Origin of the sequence: Amycolatopsis sp. FU40, from assembly GCF_021903635.1 — a bacterium.
GTDB lineage: Bacteria > Actinomycetota > Actinomycetes > Mycobacteriales > Pseudonocardiaceae > Amycolatopsis > Amycolatopsis dendrobii.
The window spans coordinates 5,348,368-5,367,975 of the sequence record NZ_CP091381.1 but is presented as its reverse complement, the minus strand read 5'-3'; the positions used below and the strand labels follow the sequence as shown (position 1 = coordinate 5,367,975).

Here is a 19,608-nt window from a genome sequence, read left to right as displayed (position 1 = left end):
AACCTTATATAAGGAAGCTGATATAAGCAACCTGTGGTGGACGAGGGTAGGCTCCCCGGCCATGAGGTACCGCCACGCCGACGTCGCTCTGGCCGTCAAGCGCCTGCAGCATCGTCATCACCGCGCGCTGAGCCAGGCGCTGCAGCCACTCGGGCTGTCGCTCGTGCAGTGGGATACCTTGCGGCACTTGGCCAATCACCCGGATGCGTCGCTGCACGACCTCGCCGTGCTGACCTTCCAGACCGACCAGTCCTTCGGCACGCTGGCCGCGCGAATGGTCGATCGCGGCCTGATCGAGCGGGTGCCGGGACCGGGTCGCGCGGTGCGGCATCGGCTCACGGAGAAGGGCGCGGAGCTGCGGGCGGCGGGACAGGAACTGGTGGACGTCGTGGTGAAGACGTCGTTCAGCCGGCTTTCGGCGGCTCAGCTCAATGAACTGGGCGCGTTGCTGGATGTCGCGCTCGAGGAGGATCCGGCGTAACCGGTCAGCCGGTCGGCGAAGGCGCGCGTCTGGTCGCGGAGCGCGTCCGGCCGCTCGATGACGAACGGGCGGTCGAGTGCGGCGAGCCGCGGCGGGATCCAGTCGAGGCGTTCGGCCCGGATTCGCGCGCGGACCCACCGGTCATCGGCTTCCAGGATGGCGATGGACGGCGGGAACACGGCGCGGATTTCCTCTGCGGTCGCGCGGATCCGCACTGCTATGTCGTGCCGGTGCGGTGCTTCGGCGAGGCCGGTCAGCACCTGGTGGGCGGGGTCGAAATCCGTTGGGGCGCTGAAAGTTCCGTCCTGCGGTTCGGCCCGCTCGATCCGGTCGACGCGGAAGGTGCGCACTTGTCCGGCACTTGAGTCGAAGCCGGTGAGATACCAACGCCCGGAATGTGCCACGACACCGTACGGCTCGACGACACGTTCGCTGCTTCGGCCGTGCGCCGCGGTGTAGGCGAGTTTGACCGGACGCTGGTCGCGCGCTGCCTCCGCGACCGCGAGGAGCACCTCTGCCTCCGCAGTGAGCGAGGGACGGGCGGGCGTGGTGAAGTCGGCGACCTCCAGCAAGGCGTCGAGGCGACGGCCGAGTGCTTCGGGCAGCACCCGGCGGACCTTCGCTACCGCGCTCTCCGCAGCCGCGACTGACGTGGTGACCAGTCCCGCGCGCCGTCCCGCGACCAGTCCGAGCAGTACCGCGAGCGCCTCTTCGTCAGTGAGCATGAGCGGCGGCATCCGGTAGCCGGGGGCGAGCCGGTACCCGCCGTAGCGGCCGCGTACGGAGCGGACCGGAATGTCCAGGTCGAGCAGGTGCTCGACGTACCGGCGGACGGTGCGTTCGTCCACGTCCAGCCGCCCGGCGAGTTCGGCGACGGTCCGGGTGCCGCCGCCCTGAAGGATCTCCAGCAGCGCCAGCACGCGGGCGATCGGCCGGGTCATGCGGAGAATTCTCGCAATACCGGGCGGATTCTGTCCACTATTGCTTCTAGCGTGGCCGCCAAGCAACCAGAGAGGAATGTGGCCGTGCAGGTGACTTCTGTCCGCATCATCACCGGTGACGTCGACCGTCTGACGTCCTTTTACGAGCAGGTGACCGGCCTCGTGGCGAGCCGTCCGGCGAAGCAGTTCGCCGAGTTCGCCGGCGCGGCCGCGACGCTGGCGATCGGCAGCGCCGAGACGATGGCGCTGTTCAGCGCGGGCGCGGCGGTGCCGCAATCGAACCGGACCGTCATCCTGGAGTTCCTGGTCGAGGACGTCGACCGGGAGTTCGCGCGGCTCCGCCCGCTGCTCGCCGAGGTCGTCCAGGAGCCGACGACGATGCCGTGGGGCAACCGTTCGCTGCTGTTCCGCGACCCGGACGGCAACCTGGTCAACCTGTTCGCGCCGCAGACCGAGCAGGCCCGCGCCCGGCTCGCCAGGTAACGGGAAAACGCCTCGCCTGAACGCCCGGCGACCGGCCAGGATCGCCGCATGACACGTGCGCTTCTGCTGGACCGGTTCCGCTGGGTCGACGGACATGCCGACCTCTGGCCGATTTTCCGGGACGCCGTCGCGTTCGCCGAGGTGGTCAAGGCGCTGGCCGAGCCGTTCCGGGACGCGGGCGTGACCGCGGTGTGCGGGATCGAATCGCGCGGCTTCCTGCTCGGCGGCGCCGTCGCGGTGGAACTGGGCGTCGGGTTCGCCGCGGTCCGCAAGGCCGCCGGGCTGTTCCCCGGCGAGAAGCTGACCCGCGAAACCGACCCGGACTACCGGGGTCTCCGACACGTCCTGCGGATGCAGCGGTCGGCGCTGTCGCCCGGCGACCGGCTGGTGCTGGTGGACGACTGGATCGAGACGGGCAGCCAGGCGTCGGCGGTGCGCGACCTGGTGAGCGAGGCGGGCGCGGAGCTGGTCGGCTGCGCGGTGCTGGTCGATCAGCTCGACCCGGCGCTGCGCTCGCGCTTCGGGCGGCTGCATTCGTTGCTGGCCAAGGACGAACTGCCGGAGGAGTGACTAACGCTGGCGCAGCAGCTCCGGCGACCGGCCGCTCGTTTCCTTGCCGCCGCGGAGGACCTGCGCCCGTCCGGCACCGGGCCAGCTGTTGACCCAGCTCGAGCCCAGGATCCCCTTGGCTTGCTTCTTCAACGGAGCCAGCAGCCGGGCGCTTTCGCGATACGTACCCGTTGACGCGCCGGTCTGGACGAGGCTCGCCAGGGACAGTGTGACCGGCACCCCGTCGGCGGACCAGTCGTGGCCGAGTACGGCGTCGGCGAGGGCCGTGATGTCTTCGACGCCGCACACGACCAGGAAATCGTCGCCGCCGACGTGGCCGACGGTGACGTCGCCGAGCCGCCGGGCGTGGTCGGTCAGCCCCCGGCCGATGGCGCGGATCAGGTCGTCGCCCGCGGCGAACCCGGCGGTGTCGTTGAGCCGTTTGAAGTGGTCGATGTCCAGCCAGGCCACGACGAACGGCCGTCCGGCTCCTGCCCGGCGGGCGACGTCCTGTGCGATCGCGTCGCTGCCGGGCAGCCGGGTCAGCGGGTTGAGCGCGACCGCGGCCTCGACCTTCACCGCGGCCATCCGGCGCATCACCTCGTTCGGCCGCACCACGCCCTGGTAACGGCCGGACTTGTCGGTCACGACGAGGTCGTCGCCGCTGTTCTCGGCTCCGCCGTCGGCGATGAGCTCGAGCAGTTCCCGGGTGCCGGTGTCGATCCGGACCAGCCGCGGCGGGCCGGCCAGTTTCGCGGCGGGCTTCCCGGAATACAACGCGTGCCCGTACCGGCCGGTCACCGCGAGCAGGAACCGCATCCGGTCGATCGTCCACTGTGGACGCGCCTGCTGGTCGAGCCCGACGATGGCCTTCGGCGCGTGCTCGGCGGACAGGATCGCGTGGACGTCGTCGCACGTCGCGTCGTCCGGGAGGGTCTTGGCCTGGCGGAGGAATTCCGGGATCCGCAGTCCGGCGGCGGGCGAAACGGCCGCGGCGCCCGGCTGGTCGCCGCGTTCGGCGGCGGGCAGCACTCGCTCGGGAGCGGCGGTCGCGAACAGATTCCCTTGAACCAGGCGGATTCCGGAGCGCCGGGCGAGGTCGAGCTCCGCGTCGTTCTCGATCCCGGTCGCGACGAGCCGCAGGTCGGTTTGCGCGGCGAACTGCACCAGCGCCTCGACGAGCGCGACGGTCGCCGCGTTCGACGGGAGCCGGCGCAGCGTCGCGCGGTCCAGCTTGATCATCTCGATCGGCGCTTCGGCGAGCAGGTTCATCGGCAGGCCTGCCGCGCCGAGCCGGTCGAAGGCCAGCCGGAAGCCCAGGTCGCGGAGCCGGTTCAGGCCCTGCAGCAGGGTTCCCGGATTCGGGATCGCGAGCGGAGCGGTGATTTCCAGCACGACGTCGGCGGCCCGGCGGCCGGTGCGTTCCAGGGTCTGGAGCAGCGGGATGAACCGCTCGGCGGGCGCGCCGGCGGCGCTGGCGCTCAGGTTCAGGTGCAGGGACACCCCGGCCGCGTTCGGCGGGACCGCCGCGGCCGCGCGTGCCACGAGGTCGAGGTCGGCGTCGATCAGCTGGGCCTGGTCGCCCGCCGCGTCGAGGAGATCCTGTACCCAGCCGGCGCCCGGATGCCCGACCGCTTCGACTGCGACAGCCGAGCCGCTGTAGAGGCTGTACAGCGGCTCGAAGGCGAAACGAACCTGGTCGGCGGGGGCGAGCACACGCAGATCCTCGCCTGGAACGCACGGATCTCCATGAAACCGTTATCTCCCGTTGACCTGCCCAGTCGGCGGCTGAACCGGAAAAGTCTTCGGGATCGGGTGCTGTGCTTGGGATTCGCGACCGCGCGGAACAAACTCCCGGTATGGCCCGTGACTACCATCACAAACCGGCTACGCAGGGCGCTGACCAGGCGTGACGGCTCGGCCACTGGAGCGAGGCGGCTGCGGCGAGGGGGTCGGCGTTTACTGCCGGGTGCGCCAGGATCCGTGAAATGCCCGGTTTGTTGCCACGTGGCCGGTTCTTGATATTCGCGAGGGCCGCCCTGAACGAATCAGAGTCCCTCACGGCGCGCCGAGGCGCTAGGCCAGGACACCGCGGATGTACCGAAGGTCGCCCATGCGCAGATCGTCGTCTTGCAGCGGCGGGAGACCGTTGGCCGCGAGCAGTTCCCGGACCGTGCTTCCGTGCACCGTCCAGCCGAGCCCGCTCAGATACGGACCCGCCTCGTTGCGCTCGCCGAAGTAGCGCAACCTCGTCATGTCGGTGTCGAAACCCTCGCCGCGCCATTGTTCGGAGATGCGGTCGAGGCGTTCCTTCGTCTTGGCCTCGTCGCCGGGGCGCGGGTTGGGCCGGTTTTCGGTGGCGACGCGGCTTCCCGGCGCGCTCAGTTCGGTGATGGTGTCCAGCAAGCGATCTTGCGCTTCGGGCGGCAGGTAGCCGAGCAGGCCTTCGGCGCTCCACGCGGTCGGCTGGGCCGGGTCGAAACCGGCGGCGCGCAGGGCGGCGGGCCAGTCTTCGCGCAGGTCGACGGCGACCGGCCGCCGGTCGGCGGTGGGCACGGCGCCAAGGCCGGCCAGGGTGCGGGCCTTGAATTCGACCACCGGCTCCTGGTCGATCTCGTACACCGCGGTTCCGTTCGGCCAGGGCAGCCGGTACGAACGGGAGTCCAATCCGGACGCCAGGATCACGGCCTGGCTGATGCCCGCGGCGGCCGCGTCGAGGAAGAACTCGTCGTAGAACCTGCCGCGGATCTTGGCCGCGTCGATCCAGATCTGCCCGACCAGAGCACCCGGCTCGGTCTCGCCGGACGCCAGTTTGGCGAGCAGGTCGACGCCGACTGCCTGGACGAGCGGTTCGGCGAACCGGTCCGAGAACAGTGTGCTGTCCTCGCGGGTCGCGATCGCCCGCGCCGCCGCGGCCATCGTCGCGGTCGCTCCGACGCTGGACGCCAGGTCCCAGGTGTCTCCGTCGTGCCGGGCAGAAGTCATTGCGCCGCCTTGCCTTTCGCCGGGTGCCGAGATCCGCAACCTACTCCGATCCCGACACCGTGTCGCACAGTCCGCCCAGTTTCTTCCGGCGCCGCGTCGAAGCGCCCGACCCGGCGCGCTGCGTAGCGTGCCAGGGCATGACGGCTGCTGTGCGGTTGCTGGAAACCTTGGCGCAGTGGGGAGTCGAGCACGTTTTCTGCTGTCCCGGCACGAGTGAGATACCAGTGCTCGACGCTCTTGCCACCAGACCGGGCGGACCCGAGTTCGTGCTGACCACCCACGAGGCGATCTCGGTGTCCATGGCCGACGGCTACGCGCGTGCCTCGGGTCGGATCGGTGTCGCCTACCTGCACACGAACGTCGGGGTCGCGAACGGCTTGGCGCATCTGTACGCGGCACAAGTCGCGCGTAGCAGCGTCGCGATTCTCGCCGGGATCAAGGGAACGGCGACACTCCCGCACCGCGCGCTGACGACTGCGCCGCGTTTGCTCGAAACAGCCGCGCCCTACGTGGGGCATGCCTGGCAGAACCTCCGCGCCGAGGACCTGCTTGAAGATGTCAGCCGGACGCTGTGGCATACCACGGTGATCCCGGAGCAACCGGCGATTCTCACGATCCCGCAAGACCATCTGGCCGCGGAACCTGGTGTCGCGCCACCGGTCCGCTGGGGTGCGCGGCAGGGCCCGGCCGAGGAGGCGGTCCGGCACGCGAGCGCACTGCTCGATGCGGCACGACGGCCGGTGATCGTCGCGGGATCGGACGTCGGCCGGCGCAGGGCCGAGGCGGATTTGGCGCGGTTGGCCGAGCGGCTCGGCGCACCGGTGTTCGTGGAGTCCCGGCGCGACCTCGAACGATGGTCCTTCCGCACGGATCATCCGTTGTACGCCGGATTGTTCGATCCTCGCGCGCCGATGCCGGCGGAAGCAGACCTGCTGGTGCTGGCGGGCATGCCGACGCCGCTGGAGTTCTCGGCCGAGGTCGCGGCGCTGCCGTCCGGCGTCCCGATCCTGCATCTCTCCGAAGACGCCGCCGAGCCCGGCCGTCGGTATGTCCCAGCCGGGGCGGTGGTCGGCGATACCGCGGCGGCGCTGCGCGGACTGGCTGAAGGAGTCCGCGCGCCTTCGCGGAGCGAATGGCCTGCCCGGGTGCTCAAGGACAGCGAGGACCGGCGAGCTCGCTGGGCGGCTGAAGTCCCGCTGGACGGGGAATTCAGTGCTGCGGCGGCGATGCGCACCCTCGCAGATGTCATTGGCGGGCAACGGCTGCTGGTCCTCGACGCGGTCACCTCGACGCTGCCGTTGCTGCGGTTTCTCCAGCGCACGCGAGCGGATTCGCTGTTCGCCACTGCGAGCGGTTCGCTTGGCTGGGGAATGGGCGCTGCGGCGGGTGTGGCGATGGCGCGACGCGAGCGCGTGCTCGCGGTGGTCGGCGACGGCGTGATCCAGTTCGGCGTGCCCGCGTTCTGGACCGTGGCGCGCTACCGGCTGCCGGTGACCTATCTCGTGGTGAACAACGGGAAGTACCAAGCAGTGGTCGCCGGGATGCGGAAAAGCGGAGGTGAGCGGGCGGACTATCCGCTCACTGACATCAGCGGCGTGGAGATCGCCGCGCTGGCGACCGCGTTCGGCATCAAGGCGACGACGGTCGACGGGGCCGCTGGGCTGCGGGCCGCTCTCGCCGAGGAAGCGGGGCCGGAGGACGGACCTCGGTTGATCGAGGTCCGTGTGAACGACCAGCTGTGGCAGTGATTCCGACACCGTGTTCAGTCGCGGGCGCGGGATTTGCGTCGCCGAGGCGATGAACCGAGGGCTCGCGCCGACCTAGCATCGCGGCGATCTCCGCACCCGCACCAGGATTGGCAGGCGACGCACATGGCCCGATGGGATCTCAGCGAGGCAGACGGGCATATCTACTCCGGCGGCTGGCGTACCGGAGGGGGCGGCACGGAACCGGTTGTCTCACCGGGCGACGGCGGGAAAGTGGGTCTGGCTGGCATCGCCGACCAGCACGACGTCGAACGGGCCGGAGCACGCGCCGCGCAAGCGCAAGCCGAGTGGGGCCGCGCGTCGTACCGCGAGCGGGCCGACGTCCTCACCCGGGCCGCGGACGCCTTGCGCGACATCCGCGCTGACGTCGAGGACGTGCTCGTGCGTGAAAGCGGCTCGCTTCCGGCCAAGGCGAAGCACGAAGTCGACAAAGCGATCGACGAACTGATCGCCGGGGCCGGACTGGTCACGATGTCGCAGGGCGATCTGCTTCCGGTGGAAGACCCGGCGACGCTGGGATTGGCTCGGCGGATCCCGGTCGGCGTCGTCGGGGTGATCGCGCCCTGGAACGCGCCGTTGATGCTCGCCATGCGTTCGGTCGCGCCGGCGCTCGCGCTGGGCAATGCGGTGCTGGTCAAACCGGACGCGAAGACCGCGTTCTCCGGCGGTGCGGTGCTCGCGCGCGTCTTCGGACAAGCCGGTCTGCCGGACGGCGTGGTGCACGTACTGCCCGGCGGTGCGGCGACCGGCGAGGCGGTGGTGCGTTCGCCGCACACGAACGCGGTCTCGTTCACCGGCTCGTCCGCCGCGGGCCGCCGGGTCGGCGAGATCGCGGGCGGCCTGCTCAAGCGGGTGGTGCTCGAACTCGGCGGCAACAACGCGTTCATCGTTCTGGCCGACGCGGACCTCGACCGCGCGGTGGCCGCTGGAGCCGGCGGAACTTTCCGGCACCAGGGCCAGATCTGCATGGCGACCGGACGGCATCTCGTCCACGAAAGCATCGCCGACGAATACGTCGCGCGGCTCAAAGCGGCAGCGGAGAAACTGCGGCTCGGCGATCCGAAGACTCCCGGGACGACGCTCGGTCCGCTGATCACGACCGCGCAGGCCGAGCGGGTGCACGGCATCGTCGAGGCCGCGGTCTCCGACGGCGCGCGGGTCGTGCACGGGGCCACGCACGACGGCGCGTTCTACCAGCCGACCGTGCTCGACGGCGTAACAGTTGACAACGCAGCTTTCCGAAGTGAGATCTTTGGCCCGGTCGCCCCGGTAACCCGGTTCTCGACCGAAGAAGAAGCGCTCGAACTCGCCAACGCGACCGAATACGGCCTGTCCGCGGCGATCCACAGCCGCGACGTCGCGCGCGCCCTCGGTTTCGCGTCCCGGTTGCGGGCCGGGATGGTCGCCCTCAACGGCCAGACCATCTACGACGCCGCGCACATCCCGATGGGCGGCCTCGGCGCGTCCGGCAACGGCGGACGGCACGGCGGGCACTGGAATCTGGACGAGTTCACCTACTGGCAATGGGTGACGGTCCCGACGATCCAGTCGTAAGCGGTTCCGACACCGCGTCGGACTTTCCTACACGGTGTCGGAGGTCCGCCGCGGAGATTCCCGCAGCGGACCGATTCCCCGGCGCCGCGATTTCCGTAGCTTCGAATCGTCGCCCGGTGCGGGCCCGTCACAGCCAAAGGAGTCGGAGTACATGGACATTTCCGGTGCCACCGGGGCGCTCACCGGCGAACAGTACAAAAAGAGCCTGAACGACGGCCGCGAGGTCTGGCTCGACGGCAAGCGCATCGGGAACGTCGCCGAACACCCCGCGCTCAAGCCGACCGTCGACGAGTTCGCCCGGCTGCTCGACCTGCGGTTCGCCACCCCCGAGGGGCGGGCGGCGACCCTGTTCAAGTCCGAGGAGACCGGCAACGAGGTCAGCTACGCGTTTTCGCTGCCGAAGACCCCGGAGGAATTGCGCGCCAAATTCGCCGCGTCGGAATGGTGGATGCGGGAAAGTCTGGGGCAGCTCGGCCGTTCTCCCGACTTCATGTCGAATGTCGCGGCCGGACTCGCCGATTACGCCGACGAACTCGACCAGAACCGCGCGGGTTTCGGCCAGAACGCCCGGGATTACCGCCGGTTCGCGATGGAACACGACCTCGTCCTGACCCACGCTCTCGGCGACCCGCAGATCGACCGCAGCGCCAGTCCGCTCGACGATCCGGATCTCGCCCTGCGCGTCGTGGAGGAGCGCGAGGACGGCGTAATTCTGCGCGGTGCGAAGCAACTCGCCACTCTCGCGCCGTTCTCCCACGAGGTGCTGGTGTACCTCAACGGCGTCACCGCTGCCCGCGGCGCGGAGGACTTCGTCATCTGGTTCGCGCTGCCGATGAACACGCCGGGCCTGAAGATCCTGCTGCGCGAACCGCTCGGCGCACCGGAGAGCGGGCACTCGCACCCGCTCGGCAACCGGTACGACGAACAGGACGCGATGCTGTTCTTCGACGACGTTTTCCTTCCGCGCGAACGCATCTTCCTGCTCGGCGACTCCCTGCGCGCGCTCAAGGGCCTCGGCCGGATCAACGTCTGGAGCCTGCAGAGCACACACATCCGCTTCCTCGCCCGGATGAAGTTCTTCACCTCGGTCGCGAAGAAACTCGCGCACTCCATCGGCGTGGACACCTTCCGCGGCATCCAGGAACAGCTGGGCGAACTCATCTCTTACGTCCAGACGCTCGAACTGGCGATCAAGGGCGCGGAGGCCGCCGCTGTCGTGACGCCGGGCGGGCACCTCGCGCCGAGCAATACCAACGGCGTCGGCTTCTGGTCGGCTGACATCTCAGCGCGGATGGTTCAGATCTTGCGCCAGGTCGCCGCGTCCGGCCTCATCATGCAGCCGACCGAAGCCGACCTGGCGAACCCGGAACTGCGCCCGTTCCTGGACCTCTACATGCGCGGCCACGACATCGGCGCGGCGGAGAAGGCGCGGCTGTTCCGGCTCGGCTGGGAGCTCGCCGGCTCGAGTTTCGGGATGCGCCAGGAACTTTACGAGTACCTGCACCGCGGCGACCCCGGCGCCGGCCGCACCCGGCTGCTGCGCTTCTACGACACGTCGGCGACGGACGCGCGCGTCGACGAACTCATCAGCAAGCCGCTCGTCTGAGACGCAAGGAGCAGCCCGTGATCATCGACGTCCACGGCCACATGTCCGCGCCGGACGCCTACTACGCCTGGAAAGCCTCGCTGCTTTCGCACCGCGGCGCGCACGGCGGCAAGCCCCCGGCCATCAGCGACGACGCGCTCGCCGCCGCGTATCACCACCCGCACCCGAGCTTCGGCGACATCTCTCATCTCGCGCACCTCGACGGTGCCGGGATCGACCTGCAGATGATCTCGCCCCGCCCGTTCCAGATGATGCACAGCGAACGGCCGGCCAAGCTCGTGCAGTGGTTCACCGAGGAGACCAACAACCTCATCCACCGCGCGACCGAGCTGTTTCCCGGCCGCTTCAAGGGCGTCGCCGGACTCCCGCAGAGCCCGGACCTGACGCCTCGGGACTGGACCGCCGAACTGCGCCGCACGGTGACCGAACTCGGCTTCGTCGGCGCGATGCTCAACACCGACCCTTATGAGGGCACGGAAACCCCGCTCGCGCTCGGAGACCGCTACTGGTACCCGGTGTATGAGGTGCTGTGCGAACTCGACGTGCCGGTGCTGCTGCACGCCGCCGGATGCAAGCCGCCCGCGCGTGAGCCGTACAGCCTGCATTTCATCCAGGAAGAGACCATCGCGGTGTGGAGCCTCGTGAACTCAGGAGTGCTGAAGGACTTCCCGGACCTCAAGGTGATCGTGTCGCACGGGGGCGGCGCGATTCCGTATCAGGTGGGCCGGTTCCTGCCGTCGGTGGTGCGCACCGGAGTGTCCTATCTGGACAAACTGCGCAGGCTGCACTTCGACTCCTGCCTGTACACCCAGGACAGCCTGGAGCTGCTGATGAAGGTCGTCGGCACCGACCGCGTGCTGTTCGGCTCGGAGAAACCGGGCACCGGCTCGCAGATCGACCCGGAGACCGGCCGCTGGTTCGACGACATCCACCTGCTCATCGACGACATCGCCTGGCTCGGCGAAAAGGAGCGCGCCGACGTCCTCGAGAACAACGCCCGCGCGCTCTTCCAGCTCTGAGGGGAGATCATGACCGAGATCGTCGCCGGGATCGGCACCTCGCACGGACCGCAGCTGAAGGCGCCACCGCCGCAGGCCTGGGATACCAGGGGCACGGCGGACCGCGCCAGCAAAGGGTTGAAGTTCCGCGGCGAGACCTACCGCTACGAGGAACTGCGCGAACTGCGGGAGGACTTCTCGAACGAGATCACTCCCGAGGTGATGGCGCGTCGCTGGGAACGCTGCCAGCGGTCGATGGATTGGCTCGCGGAATTCATCCGCACCCAGGAGGTCGACGTCCTCGTCATCGTTTCCAGCGACCACAAGGAAACCTACGGCGACGAATGGCTCGCCCCGTTTTCGGTGTTCTGGGGCGACGAGGTCGCGCACGTGCCGTTCACCCAGGCGCAGCTCGACGCGATGGCCCCGGGCCTGGCCGAGGCCGCGACCGGCGACGTCCCGGACCGCACGATCATGCGGCCGACCCACCGCGCGCTCGGCAAGCACATCATCCAGTCCACCCAGGCCGAGGACTTCGACACCGGCGCCACCGAGGTCATCCCGGCCGGGCGGTACGAGAACCACACGATTCCGCACGGCTTCGGGTTCATCTACCAGCGATTCCTCGGCCAGGAGTCGACGCTGCCGATGGTGCCGATCTTCATCAACACCTTCTGGGAGCCGAATCCGCCGGGAGCCAAACGCTGCTACGACTTCGGGCGCGCGGTCGGCCGGGCGATCCGGTCGTTCCCCGGCGACCTGCGCGTCGGAATCGTCGCGTCGGGCGGGCTCAGCCACTTCGTGATCGACGAGAAACTGGACCATGAGTTCCTCCAGGCACTGCGAGATCAGGACGCCGGCTACCTCTCGAGCGTCCCGGCCGCCGAGATGCGGTCCGGTGCCTCGGAGCTGCGCAACTGGATCGCGGTCGCCGGGATCGCCGACGAGGCCGGTCTCGCCGTGACCAGCGTCGACTACGAGCCGTGCTATCGAACGGAAGCCGGCACCGGCAACGCGATGGGCTTCCTTGCCTGGGAACGGAAGTGACCATGTCTCCCGAAGAGATCGTCTCCGCGCTGCGCGGGCTCGACAGCTGCGCGGTGTCCGACGCACTGGACACCCTCAAGCTGCCCGGCGCGGTCACCGCGCTGAAGCCGATGTGGCCCGTCGGCACCGTCCTCGCTGGTCGCGTGCGCACCGTAACCGCCGCACCCAAAGCGACCGCCGGACCGGCGACGCACATCGCCACCCCGCTGGTCGCGATCACCGAACCGGACGATGTCGTGGTGATCGACAATCACGGCCGCACGGACGTCTCCTGCTGGGGCGGCCTGCTCGCCGAGGCCGCGGTCCGGCGCGGCGTGGCCGGCGTCATCGTGGACGGTGCCTGCCGCGACGTCCAGGAGAGCGAAGCGCTGAAGCTCCCGGTCTTCGCGCGCACGGCCGTTCCGGTCAGCGCGCGGGGCCGCATCGTGCAGGCCGCGATGGACGAGCGCATCCAGATCGCTGGTATCTCAGTTGCCTCGCAAGACTTTGTGCTCGCGGACGGCAACGGCGTCGTCTTCGTCGCCGCGGGAGACGCCGAGCGCGTAGTCGAGCTCGCCCAGCGGATCGCCGAGCGTGAGGCCCGGATGGCGGAGGCGGTCCGGTCCGGCCGCGATGTGCAAGAAGTCATGCACGATTCCCAATTCCCCTCAGTCACCGTGGAGCAGCGCTGATGTCTCTCCTTGACCGCTTCTCCGTGCTCGGCACCGCAACGGTGTCCGACGCCCTCGACAAGCTCAAGCGCCCCGGCAGCCTGCTCGGCCTCGCCCCGCTCTCGGACGGACAACGCATGGTCGGCCGCGCGTTCACCGTGCGCTACGTCAGCGCGCAGATCCCGGCGGGTACCGTCGGCGATTTCATCGACCAGGTCGAACCGGGCCAGGTGATCGTGCTCGACAACGACGGCCGGGTCGACTGCACGGTGTGGGGCGACATCCTGACCGCCGTGGCGCACCAGCGTGGTATCTCAGGAACGGTCATCGAAGGCGTCTGCCGCGACACGCATCGCGCGCTGTCCATCGGCTACCCGATCTACAGTCGCGGCCGCTTCATGCGCACCGGCAAGGACCGGGTCGAGGTGGCCGAGGAACGCGGGCCAGTGACCATCGGCGGCGTGACGGTCCGCCACGGGGACATCCTGCTCGGCGACTCGGACGGAGTCGTGGCGATCCCGCAGGATTGCGAGGACGACGTGCTGGAGGTCGCCGAGATGATCCAGGCGCGCGAGGAAGCGATCCTCACCGCCGCGCTCGGCGGCGCGACGATCGCCGAAGCTCGCGCGAAGTACGGCTACCACGATCTGCAGCGGGCGGACGCATGACCGCGCTGGCTGAAGACACCAAGGAACTGCTGACGCTCGGCACGGCAACGCTGTACGAGGCTTCCGGTCTCGACTGCTTCTTGGACCCCGCGTTCCGGCCCTCCTGGGACGGTGCGCAGATGGTCGGCCGCGCGGTGCCGGTGTCCGCGCAGATCGGCGACAACCTCGCGCTGCACCACGGCATCGAAGCCGCTGGGCCCGGCGACGTGCTCGTGGTCGACGCCGGTGGCGCGCCGTTCGGGTACTGGGGCGAGGTGATGGCGGTCGCGGCGCAGGCACGCGGCATCAGCGGCCTGGTCATCGACGGCGGCGTCCGTGACACCCAGCAGCTCGCGTCGCTCGGGTTCCCGGCGTTCAGCACGGCGATCTCGATCCGCGGCACGATCAAGAACTGGCCGGGAACCGTCGGCCGCCCGATCACCTTGCGCGGCCGGGTGGTGCGCCGCGGCGACATCGTCGTGGCCGACCGGGACGGGATCGTCGTGTTCCCGGCGGACGAATACGACCGGGTACTCGCCGCGGCCCGTGCCAGGGCGGAGAAGGAAGCGTCCTACTTGGACCGGCTCCGTTCCGGGGAGACCACTTTGGACGTCTACGACTTCCGCCAGCTCGGCGTTCCGGACGGGGCGAGGTGAACCCCATGACCTCCGACCAGCAACGAATCGACAGCTTCCGGCAAGCCGCCGGACGGTTCGCTTCCGGCGTTACCGTCGTCACCACGGCACTCGACGGGCACCTTTACGGGATCACCGCGACCTCGTTCGTCTCCCTTTCCCTGAACCCGCTTCTGGTGACGGTGTCGATCAATTCGCACAGCCCGATTCTCGACGAGATCCGCGCGAGCGGGGTCTTCGCGATCAACGTGCTCGGCCGCCATCAGCAAGACGTTTCCGCGTGTTTCGCCCGACGCGGGCGCGGCCGGAGCAAGGAACGGTTCGACGAGGTCGAGACGCACACCGAGACCACCGGTGCACCAGTCGTCACCGGCGCGCTGAGCTGGTTCGACTGCACCGTGCACACGATGCTCGGCGGCGGCGACCACATCATCCTCGTCGGCGAAGTCGTTTCCGCGGGCGGCGGGACCGGGCAGCCGTTGCTGTACTGGTCCGGGGAATACCGCGAACTCAACACGGCGGAAGAGGCAGAGGCGGACATCGGCCGGATCGCCGATTCGCTTTCCATCCAACTGCATTTGCACGGGATGCGAACCGAGCAGCTGCTGGAAGCGCAGCACGCGGTCGAACCCGCGGCTGCCGCACTCGCCGCTCGTGCCGCGGCTGACGACCAAGTCGCGCAATTGCGGGCGCTGGTCGAGGAATCGGAGAAACACGTCCACGACGCCAGCCGGTACAACCCGCTGTCACTGGAATTCCATGCCCGGCTCGGCTTGCTCAGCGGAAACCCGGCAATCGCCGCGTCGGTCGGCGCGCTCAACCGGCCACGGGAGAGCGTGTATGCCGTGCACACCAACGCTGCGCGCGCGGCCCGGGCCGTTGATGCGCATCGTCGCATCCTCCAGGCCATTGAGGACCGTGACGAGGATGCTGCCCGCCGGCTGATGACCGAGCACCTTGGCGTGGTGGCGCAAGGAATGCCGTGCTGAACGGAGAAGCCATGGACGCAGACGTCCTCATCGTCGGGGCAGGCCCGGTCGGCCTCGTCGCGGCACTCGACCTGAGCAGCCGCGGCGTGTCGGTGATCGTCGTCGAGGAACGGGAGTTCCTGGAACCGCCGAACGTCAAGTGCAATCACGTCGCCTCGCGCACCATGGAAAGCTTCCGACGGCTGGGCATCGCGGCCGAGGTGCGCGCCGCCGGACTGCCGCGCGACTACCCGCAGGACGTCGCGTTCCGGATTTCGCTCACGGGACGGGAACTGTCGCGCATCCCGATCCCGGCGAGCGGGCAGCGGTACACCTCCCGCGTCGGCCCCGACACGAGCTGGGCGACGCCGGAACCGCCGCACCGGATCAACCAGACGTTCCTGGAACCGATCCTTGCGCGGAACGCCGCTGCCGCGCCCGGCGTGACACTGCTCAACCGCACCCGGTTCCACTCGGTCGAGCAGGACTCATCGTCCGTCTCGGCAGTAGTGTCCGACGACTCGGGCGAACGCACTCTGCACGCCCGGTATTTCATCGGCGCGGACGGCGGCCGCTCGGCGGTGCGCAAGCAGATCGGTGCGAAGCTCAGCGGTGATCCGGTGCTCCAGCATGTGCAGTCCACGTGCATCCGCGCACCGAAGCTGTACTCGCTGATGTCCGCCGACGAACCGCGGGCGTGGGGCTACTACACGTTCAACTCTCGCCGGGTCGGACACGTGTACGCGATCGACGGCACGGAAACCTTTCTCGTGCACACCTATCTATCCTCGGCAGAAGAAGCCGTCGACCGAGACGAAGCGATCCGCGCGATCCTCGGCGTGGACGAGTCGTTCGAGTACGACATCGTGTCCAAAGAGGACTGGGTCGCCCGCCGTCTGCTAGCGGACCGGTTCCGCGACCGGCGGGTGTTCCTCGCCGGGGACGCCTCGCACCTGTGGGTGCCGTTCGCCGGATTCGGGATGAACGCGGGCATCGCGGACGTGCTCAACCTGACCTGGCTGCTCGGCGCGCATCTCGCTGGCTGGGCCGAGGAAGGGATTCTGGACGCCTACGAAGCCGAACGGCGGCCGATCACCGAACAGGTGTCGCACTTCGCGATGAACCACCAGCGGAAGCTCGCTCGACCCGGACTCCCGGCCGAACTCGAAGACGACACCCTCGCCGGCGAAGCCGCACGTTCGTCCTTCGGCGCCGCTGTACGCGAGTTGAACGAACCGCAGTTTGCCGCCGCAGGGCTGAATTACGGGTACGCGTACCACGATTCCCCGATCATCGCGTACGACGGCGAAAACGCGCCGAGCTACACGATGGGCAGCTACACGCCGTCCACTGTGCCCGGTTGCCGTGCACCGCACTTCACGCTGGCGGACGGATCCTCGCTGTACGACTATTTCTCGCCCGGCTACACGGCAATTGCCAGTCGCGGAGTTGATATCTCAGTGCTGGCCGGGGAAGCGGCAGAGCGAGGTATCCCACTCGCGGTCGTTGAAGTGGACACGCTGCCGGATGAATATCTTTGCCCCCTCACGGTGGTACGGCAGGACCAGACCGTGGTGTGGCGAGGTGCTCCGCCCGACCGGGCGGCCGCGGCCGAGTTGTGGGCAAAGCTTCGCGGCGCTTGACCCCGGCCCACTGTGAAGGCCTCCTCGAGGAATCCCCCGAGGAGGCCTTCACGGGTTTCACCGGCGGATGATTTTGCTGGCCGCCATGGCTTTCAGGCCCTCGACACCGAACTCCAGCCCGTAGCCCGACGATTTCGTCCCGCCGAAGGGGATCGCCGGATCGACGCCGCCGTGCTGGTTGATCCACACGGTGCCCGCCTCCATCCGCTGCGCCACCGCGTCGACCTCGTCCGCGTCGGCACCCCACACCGAAGCGCCCAGCCCTTGGTCAGTGCCGTTGGCCCGGCGCACCGCGTCGTCCACATCGGAATACCGGATCACCGGCAGCACCGGCCCGAACTGCTCCTCGTCGACCACGGCGGCACCGTCCTCGACGTCCGCGATGATCGTCGGCCGGTAGAACAGCGGCCCCAGTTCCGTCGCCGGCGTACCACCGGTGACGATCCGGGCACCACGCGCCCTGGCCTCCTCGACCAGCCGGGAGACGATCTCGAACTGCGCGGGATTCTGCACCGGACCGAGCCGGTTCGCCTTGTCCTGTCCTGGCCCCATCGGTGCTTTCTCCGCGCGTTCGGCCAGTGCGGAGACGACGCCGTCATAGATGGATTCGTGCACGTAGAGCCGTTTGAGCGCGGCGCACACCTGGCCGGTGTTCATGAAGGCCGCCCAGAACAGCTTGTCCGCGACGGCGTCCACGTCCGTGCCGGGCAGCACGATCGCGGCGTCGTTCCCGCCCAGTTCCAAGGTGAGCCGGGCGAGGTTGCCCGCCGAGCTTTCGACGATCCGGCGGCCGGTCGCGGTCGAGCCGGTGAACACGATCTTGGCGATCCGGGGATGCGCGGCCAGCGCGGCGCCGACCTCGCGATCCCCGGAAACCGCGGTCAGCACGTCCGCGGGAAGGTGGCGGCGGAAGATCTCCGCGAGCGCGAGCACGCTCAGCGGCGTGTTCTCGGAAGGCTTCAGCACCACCGTATTCCCCATGCGCAGCGCCGGCGCGACGTGCCACACCGCGATCATCACCGGGAAGTTCCACGGGCCGATCGACGCGACGACGCCGAGCGGGACGTAATGCTGCTCCGCGCCGTCCGGCAGCGACTGCGGTTCGAGCACCGTGTTCGCGGCGGACCGGAGCCAGTGCGCGGCACCGTGCGCCTCACCGGCACCGCCGGCTTTGCCTTGTTCAGCAGTGATGATCTCGCCGAGTTCTTCGGCGTGCGCGTCGATGTCGTCCGCGATGACGTGCAAGATGCGCGAGCGTTCCGCATGTCCCAGTGCGGCCCAGGACGGTTGTGCCTTGACGGCAGCGGCGATCGCGGCGTTGAGCTGGTCGACGGTGTGCACCGGTGCGTGGCCGACGACTTCCCGGGTCGCGGCGTCCAGGATCGGCCGCCCGTGGTCGTCGGAGACCGAGACGGTGGTCAGCAGTGCGTTCATGCGGGACCCTTCCGTAAAAGTTCACATTGAATATAGTCAATTCAAGGCGAGGCGCCTAGCGGAGACCGGCGAGGGTCGCGACCCGCAGCCCGGTGTGGAGTTCGCGGCGCACCTTCCCGTCGGCGAGATCGACATCGGTGACCGCGCGCACGCGATCCAGCCGGTAGTAGAGGGTGCTGCGGTGGACGTGCAGGGCCAGCGCGGTGCGCTGGGCGTCGCAGCCGCAGTCGAGGTAGGTCTCCAGGGTCTGCGCGAGGTCCGGTCCGGACTGCGCGTCGAGCAGCCGTCGTACGGCATCGGGGAGATCTGAGATATCAAGGTCCGCGAGGGGGAGTTGCAGGAGCAGCCGGTCCAATCCCAACTCTGACCAGTGGGCCACGCAGCCGACGTGGCCGCCGCGCAAGGCGATCCGGGCTTCCCGCAGCGACCGATGCACTCCCGACAGCGGCGCGTGCGCTCCGCCGACTCCGGCGTGCAGGCCGGAAAAGGCGGGCTGCGCAAGGAGAGCTGACAGTCGCTCGGTGTCGATTTCGTATGGCACCAGCAAGACGGCTTCGCTGCCGAGCACTGCGCCAGCGGCTTTCAGCGTGGGGAAAACGGGGATGCTCGACAATGCCCGGTCCAGGACGAGCCGGAGCGTCGCCGAACTGGGCTCGGCCCGCGGCGGGGTCGCGATCGAGATGACCGTGTAGTGCGGGACCGGGGAAAGCAGGCCGCTCGCGAGCAGTTCGTCGGCGGCTCGGACGCGCTGGTCGTCAGCGCCTTCGAGGAGTGCGGCGAGCAGGCGTCGCGCGCGGTCCTCGTTCTCGCGGTTGCCGAGCGCCGTCGCGGCCAGCAGCAAGCCGATCTGCGCCCGGCGTTCGCGCAGTTCGTCGTCGTCCTCGTAGGCGGACTCGTCGTCCTCGGGGATCGTCGAGGAGAGGTAGCCGACGAGCCGGCCCTCGTGCCGGACCGGTGCGACGAGCCGGGACTGCCCGCCGTCGAGCGGCGGGATCCGGACCGGGTCCCGCGCCTGGCCGACCCGGTAGTCCCGGATGGACTCCCGGGCGCGCGAAGATCCTTTGTGGGACAAGATGATCGCCAGCCGGGCGTGGTCGACGTCCTGGTCGTGCACGCTGAACGCGATCACCGTGAAGTCGACGTCGAACACGATGATCGGCCGCCCGAGCCGATCGGCGTAGGCCTGCACCTGTCCTTCGAGAGTCATGCTCGCCTCTTCCG

General features: G+C 69.1%; 18 protein-coding genes. 13 read left to right on the top strand and 5 right to left on the bottom strand.

Annotated elements, in window-relative coordinates:
* Positions 1-61: 61 nt before the first annotated feature.
* Positions 62-481, top strand: a complete 420-nt coding sequence (locus tag L3Q65_RS25525) for a MarR family winged helix-turn-helix transcriptional regulator (protein WP_237596853.1) — start codon at positions 62-64, stop codon at positions 479-481.
* On the opposite strand, the gene L3Q65_RS25520 is transcribed toward L3Q65_RS25525, so the two are convergent.
* A complete protein-coding gene (locus L3Q65_RS25520) occupies positions 424-1,422 on the bottom strand; it encodes a YafY family protein (RefSeq protein WP_182891381.1) in 999 nt (332 codons plus the stop codon). The two genes, L3Q65_RS25525 and L3Q65_RS25520, sit on opposite strands and share 58 nt — an antisense overlap.
* 84 nt (positions 1,423-1,506) lie before the next feature.
* Here L3Q65_RS25520 and L3Q65_RS25515 point away from each other — a divergent pair, with 84 nt between their 5' ends.
* Positions 1,507-1,905 (top strand): VOC family protein, encoded by a 399-nt coding sequence (locus L3Q65_RS25515; protein WP_182891382.1) that lies wholly within the window; start codon positions 1,507-1,509, stop codon positions 1,903-1,905.
* Positions 1,906-1,953: 48 nt separating this feature from the next.
* On the top strand, positions 1,954-2,475 hold the full coding sequence (locus L3Q65_RS25510) for a phosphoribosyltransferase family protein (protein ID WP_237596852.1): 522 nt from the start codon (positions 1,954-1,956) through the stop codon (positions 2,473-2,475).
* Here L3Q65_RS25510 and L3Q65_RS25505 read toward each other — a convergent pair whose 3' ends face one another.
* Both L3Q65_RS25505 and L3Q65_RS25500 read right to left on the bottom strand, forming a co-directional pair.
* The gene (locus tag L3Q65_RS25505) at positions 2,476-4,170 is read right to left on the bottom strand and encodes a bifunctional diguanylate cyclase/phosphodiesterase (protein WP_182891384.1); all 1,695 of its coding nucleotides are present in this window, start codon (positions 4,168-4,170) and stop codon (positions 2,476-2,478) included.
* A gap of 360 nt (positions 4,171-4,530) precedes the next feature.
* Positions 4,531-5,439 carry an SAM-dependent methyltransferase gene (locus tag L3Q65_RS25500; protein ID WP_182891385.1) on the bottom strand — a complete coding sequence of 303 codons (909 nt, stop codon included), beginning with the start codon at positions 5,437-5,439 and terminating at the stop codon, positions 4,531-4,533.
* A gap of 137 nt (positions 5,440-5,576) precedes the next feature.
* On the opposite strand from L3Q65_RS25500, the gene L3Q65_RS25495 reads away from it, so the two are divergent.
* From L3Q65_RS25495 to L3Q65_RS25450, 10 genes are all read left to right on the top strand, one after another.
* Positions 5,577-7,187, top strand: coding sequence for a thiamine pyrophosphate-binding protein (locus L3Q65_RS25495; RefSeq protein ID WP_237596851.1), 1,611 nt, complete (start codon positions 5,577-5,579; stop codon positions 7,185-7,187).
* A 123-nt stretch (positions 7,188-7,310) separates the two neighbouring features.
* Positions 7,311-8,759 carry an aldehyde dehydrogenase family protein gene (locus L3Q65_RS25490; RefSeq protein WP_182891387.1) on the top strand — a complete coding sequence of 483 codons (1,449 nt, stop codon included), beginning with the start codon at positions 7,311-7,313 and terminating at the stop codon, positions 8,757-8,759.
* Between the two features lie 151 nt (positions 8,760-8,910).
* Positions 8,911-10,365 carry a 4-hydroxyphenylacetate 3-hydroxylase family protein gene (locus L3Q65_RS25485; RefSeq protein WP_182891388.1) on the top strand — a complete coding sequence of 485 codons (1,455 nt, stop codon included), beginning with the start codon at positions 8,911-8,913 and terminating at the stop codon, positions 10,363-10,365.
* A gap of 17 nt (positions 10,366-10,382) precedes the next feature.
* Positions 10,383-11,384, top strand: a complete 1,002-nt coding sequence (locus tag L3Q65_RS25480) for an amidohydrolase family protein (protein ID WP_182891389.1) — start codon at positions 10,383-10,385, stop codon at positions 11,382-11,384.
* A gap of 9 nt (positions 11,385-11,393) precedes the next feature.
* Positions 11,394-12,410, top strand: a complete 1,017-nt coding sequence (locus L3Q65_RS25475; RefSeq protein ID WP_237596850.1) for a hypothetical protein — start codon at positions 11,394-11,396, stop codon at positions 12,408-12,410.
* 2 nt (positions 12,411-12,412) lie between these two features.
* The gene (locus tag L3Q65_RS25470; RefSeq protein ID WP_182891391.1) at positions 12,413-13,081 is read left to right on the top strand and encodes an RraA family protein; all 669 of its coding nucleotides are present in this window, start codon (positions 12,413-12,415) and stop codon (positions 13,079-13,081) included.
* Positions 13,081-13,728 (top strand): RraA family protein, encoded by a 648-nt coding sequence (locus L3Q65_RS25465; protein ID WP_182891392.1) that lies wholly within the window; start codon positions 13,081-13,083, stop codon positions 13,726-13,728. Before L3Q65_RS25470 ends, L3Q65_RS25465 begins: the two co-directional genes overlap by 1 nt.
* The gene (locus L3Q65_RS25460; RefSeq protein ID WP_182891393.1) at positions 13,725-14,363 is read left to right on the top strand and encodes a 4-carboxy-4-hydroxy-2-oxoadipate aldolase/oxaloacetate decarboxylase; all 639 of its coding nucleotides are present in this window, start codon (positions 13,725-13,727) and stop codon (positions 14,361-14,363) included. The genes L3Q65_RS25465 and L3Q65_RS25460 overlap by 4 nt, the downstream gene beginning before the upstream one ends.
* Positions 14,364-14,368: 5 nt before the next feature.
* Positions 14,369-15,331: a flavin reductase gene (locus tag L3Q65_RS25455; protein WP_182891394.1), complete on the top strand. Its 963-nt coding sequence runs from the start codon at positions 14,369-14,371 to the stop codon at positions 15,329-15,331.
* An 11-nt stretch (positions 15,332-15,342) separates the two neighbouring features.
* Positions 15,343-16,953 (top strand): FAD-dependent monooxygenase, encoded by a 1,611-nt coding sequence (locus tag L3Q65_RS25450; RefSeq protein ID WP_237596849.1) that lies wholly within the window; start codon positions 15,343-15,345, stop codon positions 16,951-16,953.
* A 57-nt stretch (positions 16,954-17,010) separates the two neighbouring features.
* Here the strand turns inward: L3Q65_RS25450 and L3Q65_RS25445 are convergent, their stop codons facing one another.
* Together L3Q65_RS25445 and L3Q65_RS25440 are read right to left on the bottom strand one after the other, a co-directional pair.
* Positions 17,011-18,387 (bottom strand): aldehyde dehydrogenase family protein, encoded by a 1,377-nt coding sequence (locus L3Q65_RS25445; protein WP_237596848.1) that lies wholly within the window; start codon positions 18,385-18,387, stop codon positions 17,011-17,013.
* A gap of 55 nt (positions 18,388-18,442) precedes the next feature.
* Positions 18,443-19,594 carry a CdaR family transcriptional regulator gene (locus L3Q65_RS25440; protein ID WP_237596847.1) on the bottom strand — a complete coding sequence of 384 codons (1,152 nt, stop codon included), beginning with the start codon at positions 19,592-19,594 and terminating at the stop codon, positions 18,443-18,445.
* Positions 19,595-19,608 lie beyond the last annotated feature (14 nt).

Bases quoted from the DNA above. Each gene is read 5' to 3' on its own strand.
- L3Q65_RS25525 (WP_237596853.1), top strand. From the start codon at position 62: ATGAGGTACCGCCACGCCGACGTCGCTCTGGCCGTCAAGCGCCTGCAG.
- L3Q65_RS25520 (WP_182891381.1), bottom strand. From the start codon at position 1,422: ATGACCCGGCCGATCGCCCGCGTGCTGGCGCTGCTGGAGATCCTTCAG.
- L3Q65_RS25510 (WP_237596852.1), top strand. From the start codon at position 1,954: ATGACACGTGCGCTTCTGCTGGACCGGTTCCGCTGGGTCGACGGACAT.
- L3Q65_RS25500 (WP_182891385.1), bottom strand. From the start codon at position 5,439: ATGACTTCTGCCCGGCACGACGGAGACACCTGGGACCTGGCGTCCAGC.
- L3Q65_RS25495 (WP_237596851.1), top strand. From the start codon at position 5,577: ATGACGGCTGCTGTGCGGTTGCTGGAAACCTTGGCGCAGTGGGGAGTC.
- L3Q65_RS25490 (WP_182891387.1), top strand. From the start codon at position 7,311: ATGGCCCGATGGGATCTCAGCGAGGCAGACGGGCATATCTACTCCGGC.
- L3Q65_RS25485 (WP_182891388.1), top strand. From the start codon at position 8,911: ATGGACATTTCCGGTGCCACCGGGGCGCTCACCGGCGAACAGTACAAA.
- L3Q65_RS25475 (WP_237596850.1), top strand. From the start codon at position 11,394: ATGACCGAGATCGTCGCCGGGATCGGCACCTCGCACGGACCGCAGCTG.
- L3Q65_RS25470 (WP_182891391.1), top strand. From the start codon at position 12,413: ATGTCTCCCGAAGAGATCGTCTCCGCGCTGCGCGGGCTCGACAGCTGC.
- L3Q65_RS25465 (WP_182891392.1), top strand. From the start codon at position 13,081: ATGTCTCTCCTTGACCGCTTCTCCGTGCTCGGCACCGCAACGGTGTCC.
- L3Q65_RS25460 (WP_182891393.1), top strand. From the start codon at position 13,725: ATGACCGCGCTGGCTGAAGACACCAAGGAACTGCTGACGCTCGGCACG.
- L3Q65_RS25455 (WP_182891394.1), top strand. From the start codon at position 14,369: ATGACCTCCGACCAGCAACGAATCGACAGCTTCCGGCAAGCCGCCGGA.
- L3Q65_RS25450 (WP_237596849.1), top strand. From the start codon at position 15,343: ATGGACGCAGACGTCCTCATCGTCGGGGCAGGCCCGGTCGGCCTCGTC.
- L3Q65_RS25445 (WP_237596848.1), bottom strand. From the start codon at position 18,387: ATGAACGCACTGCTGACCACCGTCTCGGTCTCCGACGACCACGGGCGG.
- L3Q65_RS25440 (WP_237596847.1), bottom strand. From the start codon at position 19,594: ATGACTCTCGAAGGACAGGTGCAGGCCTACGCCGATCGGCTCGGGCGG.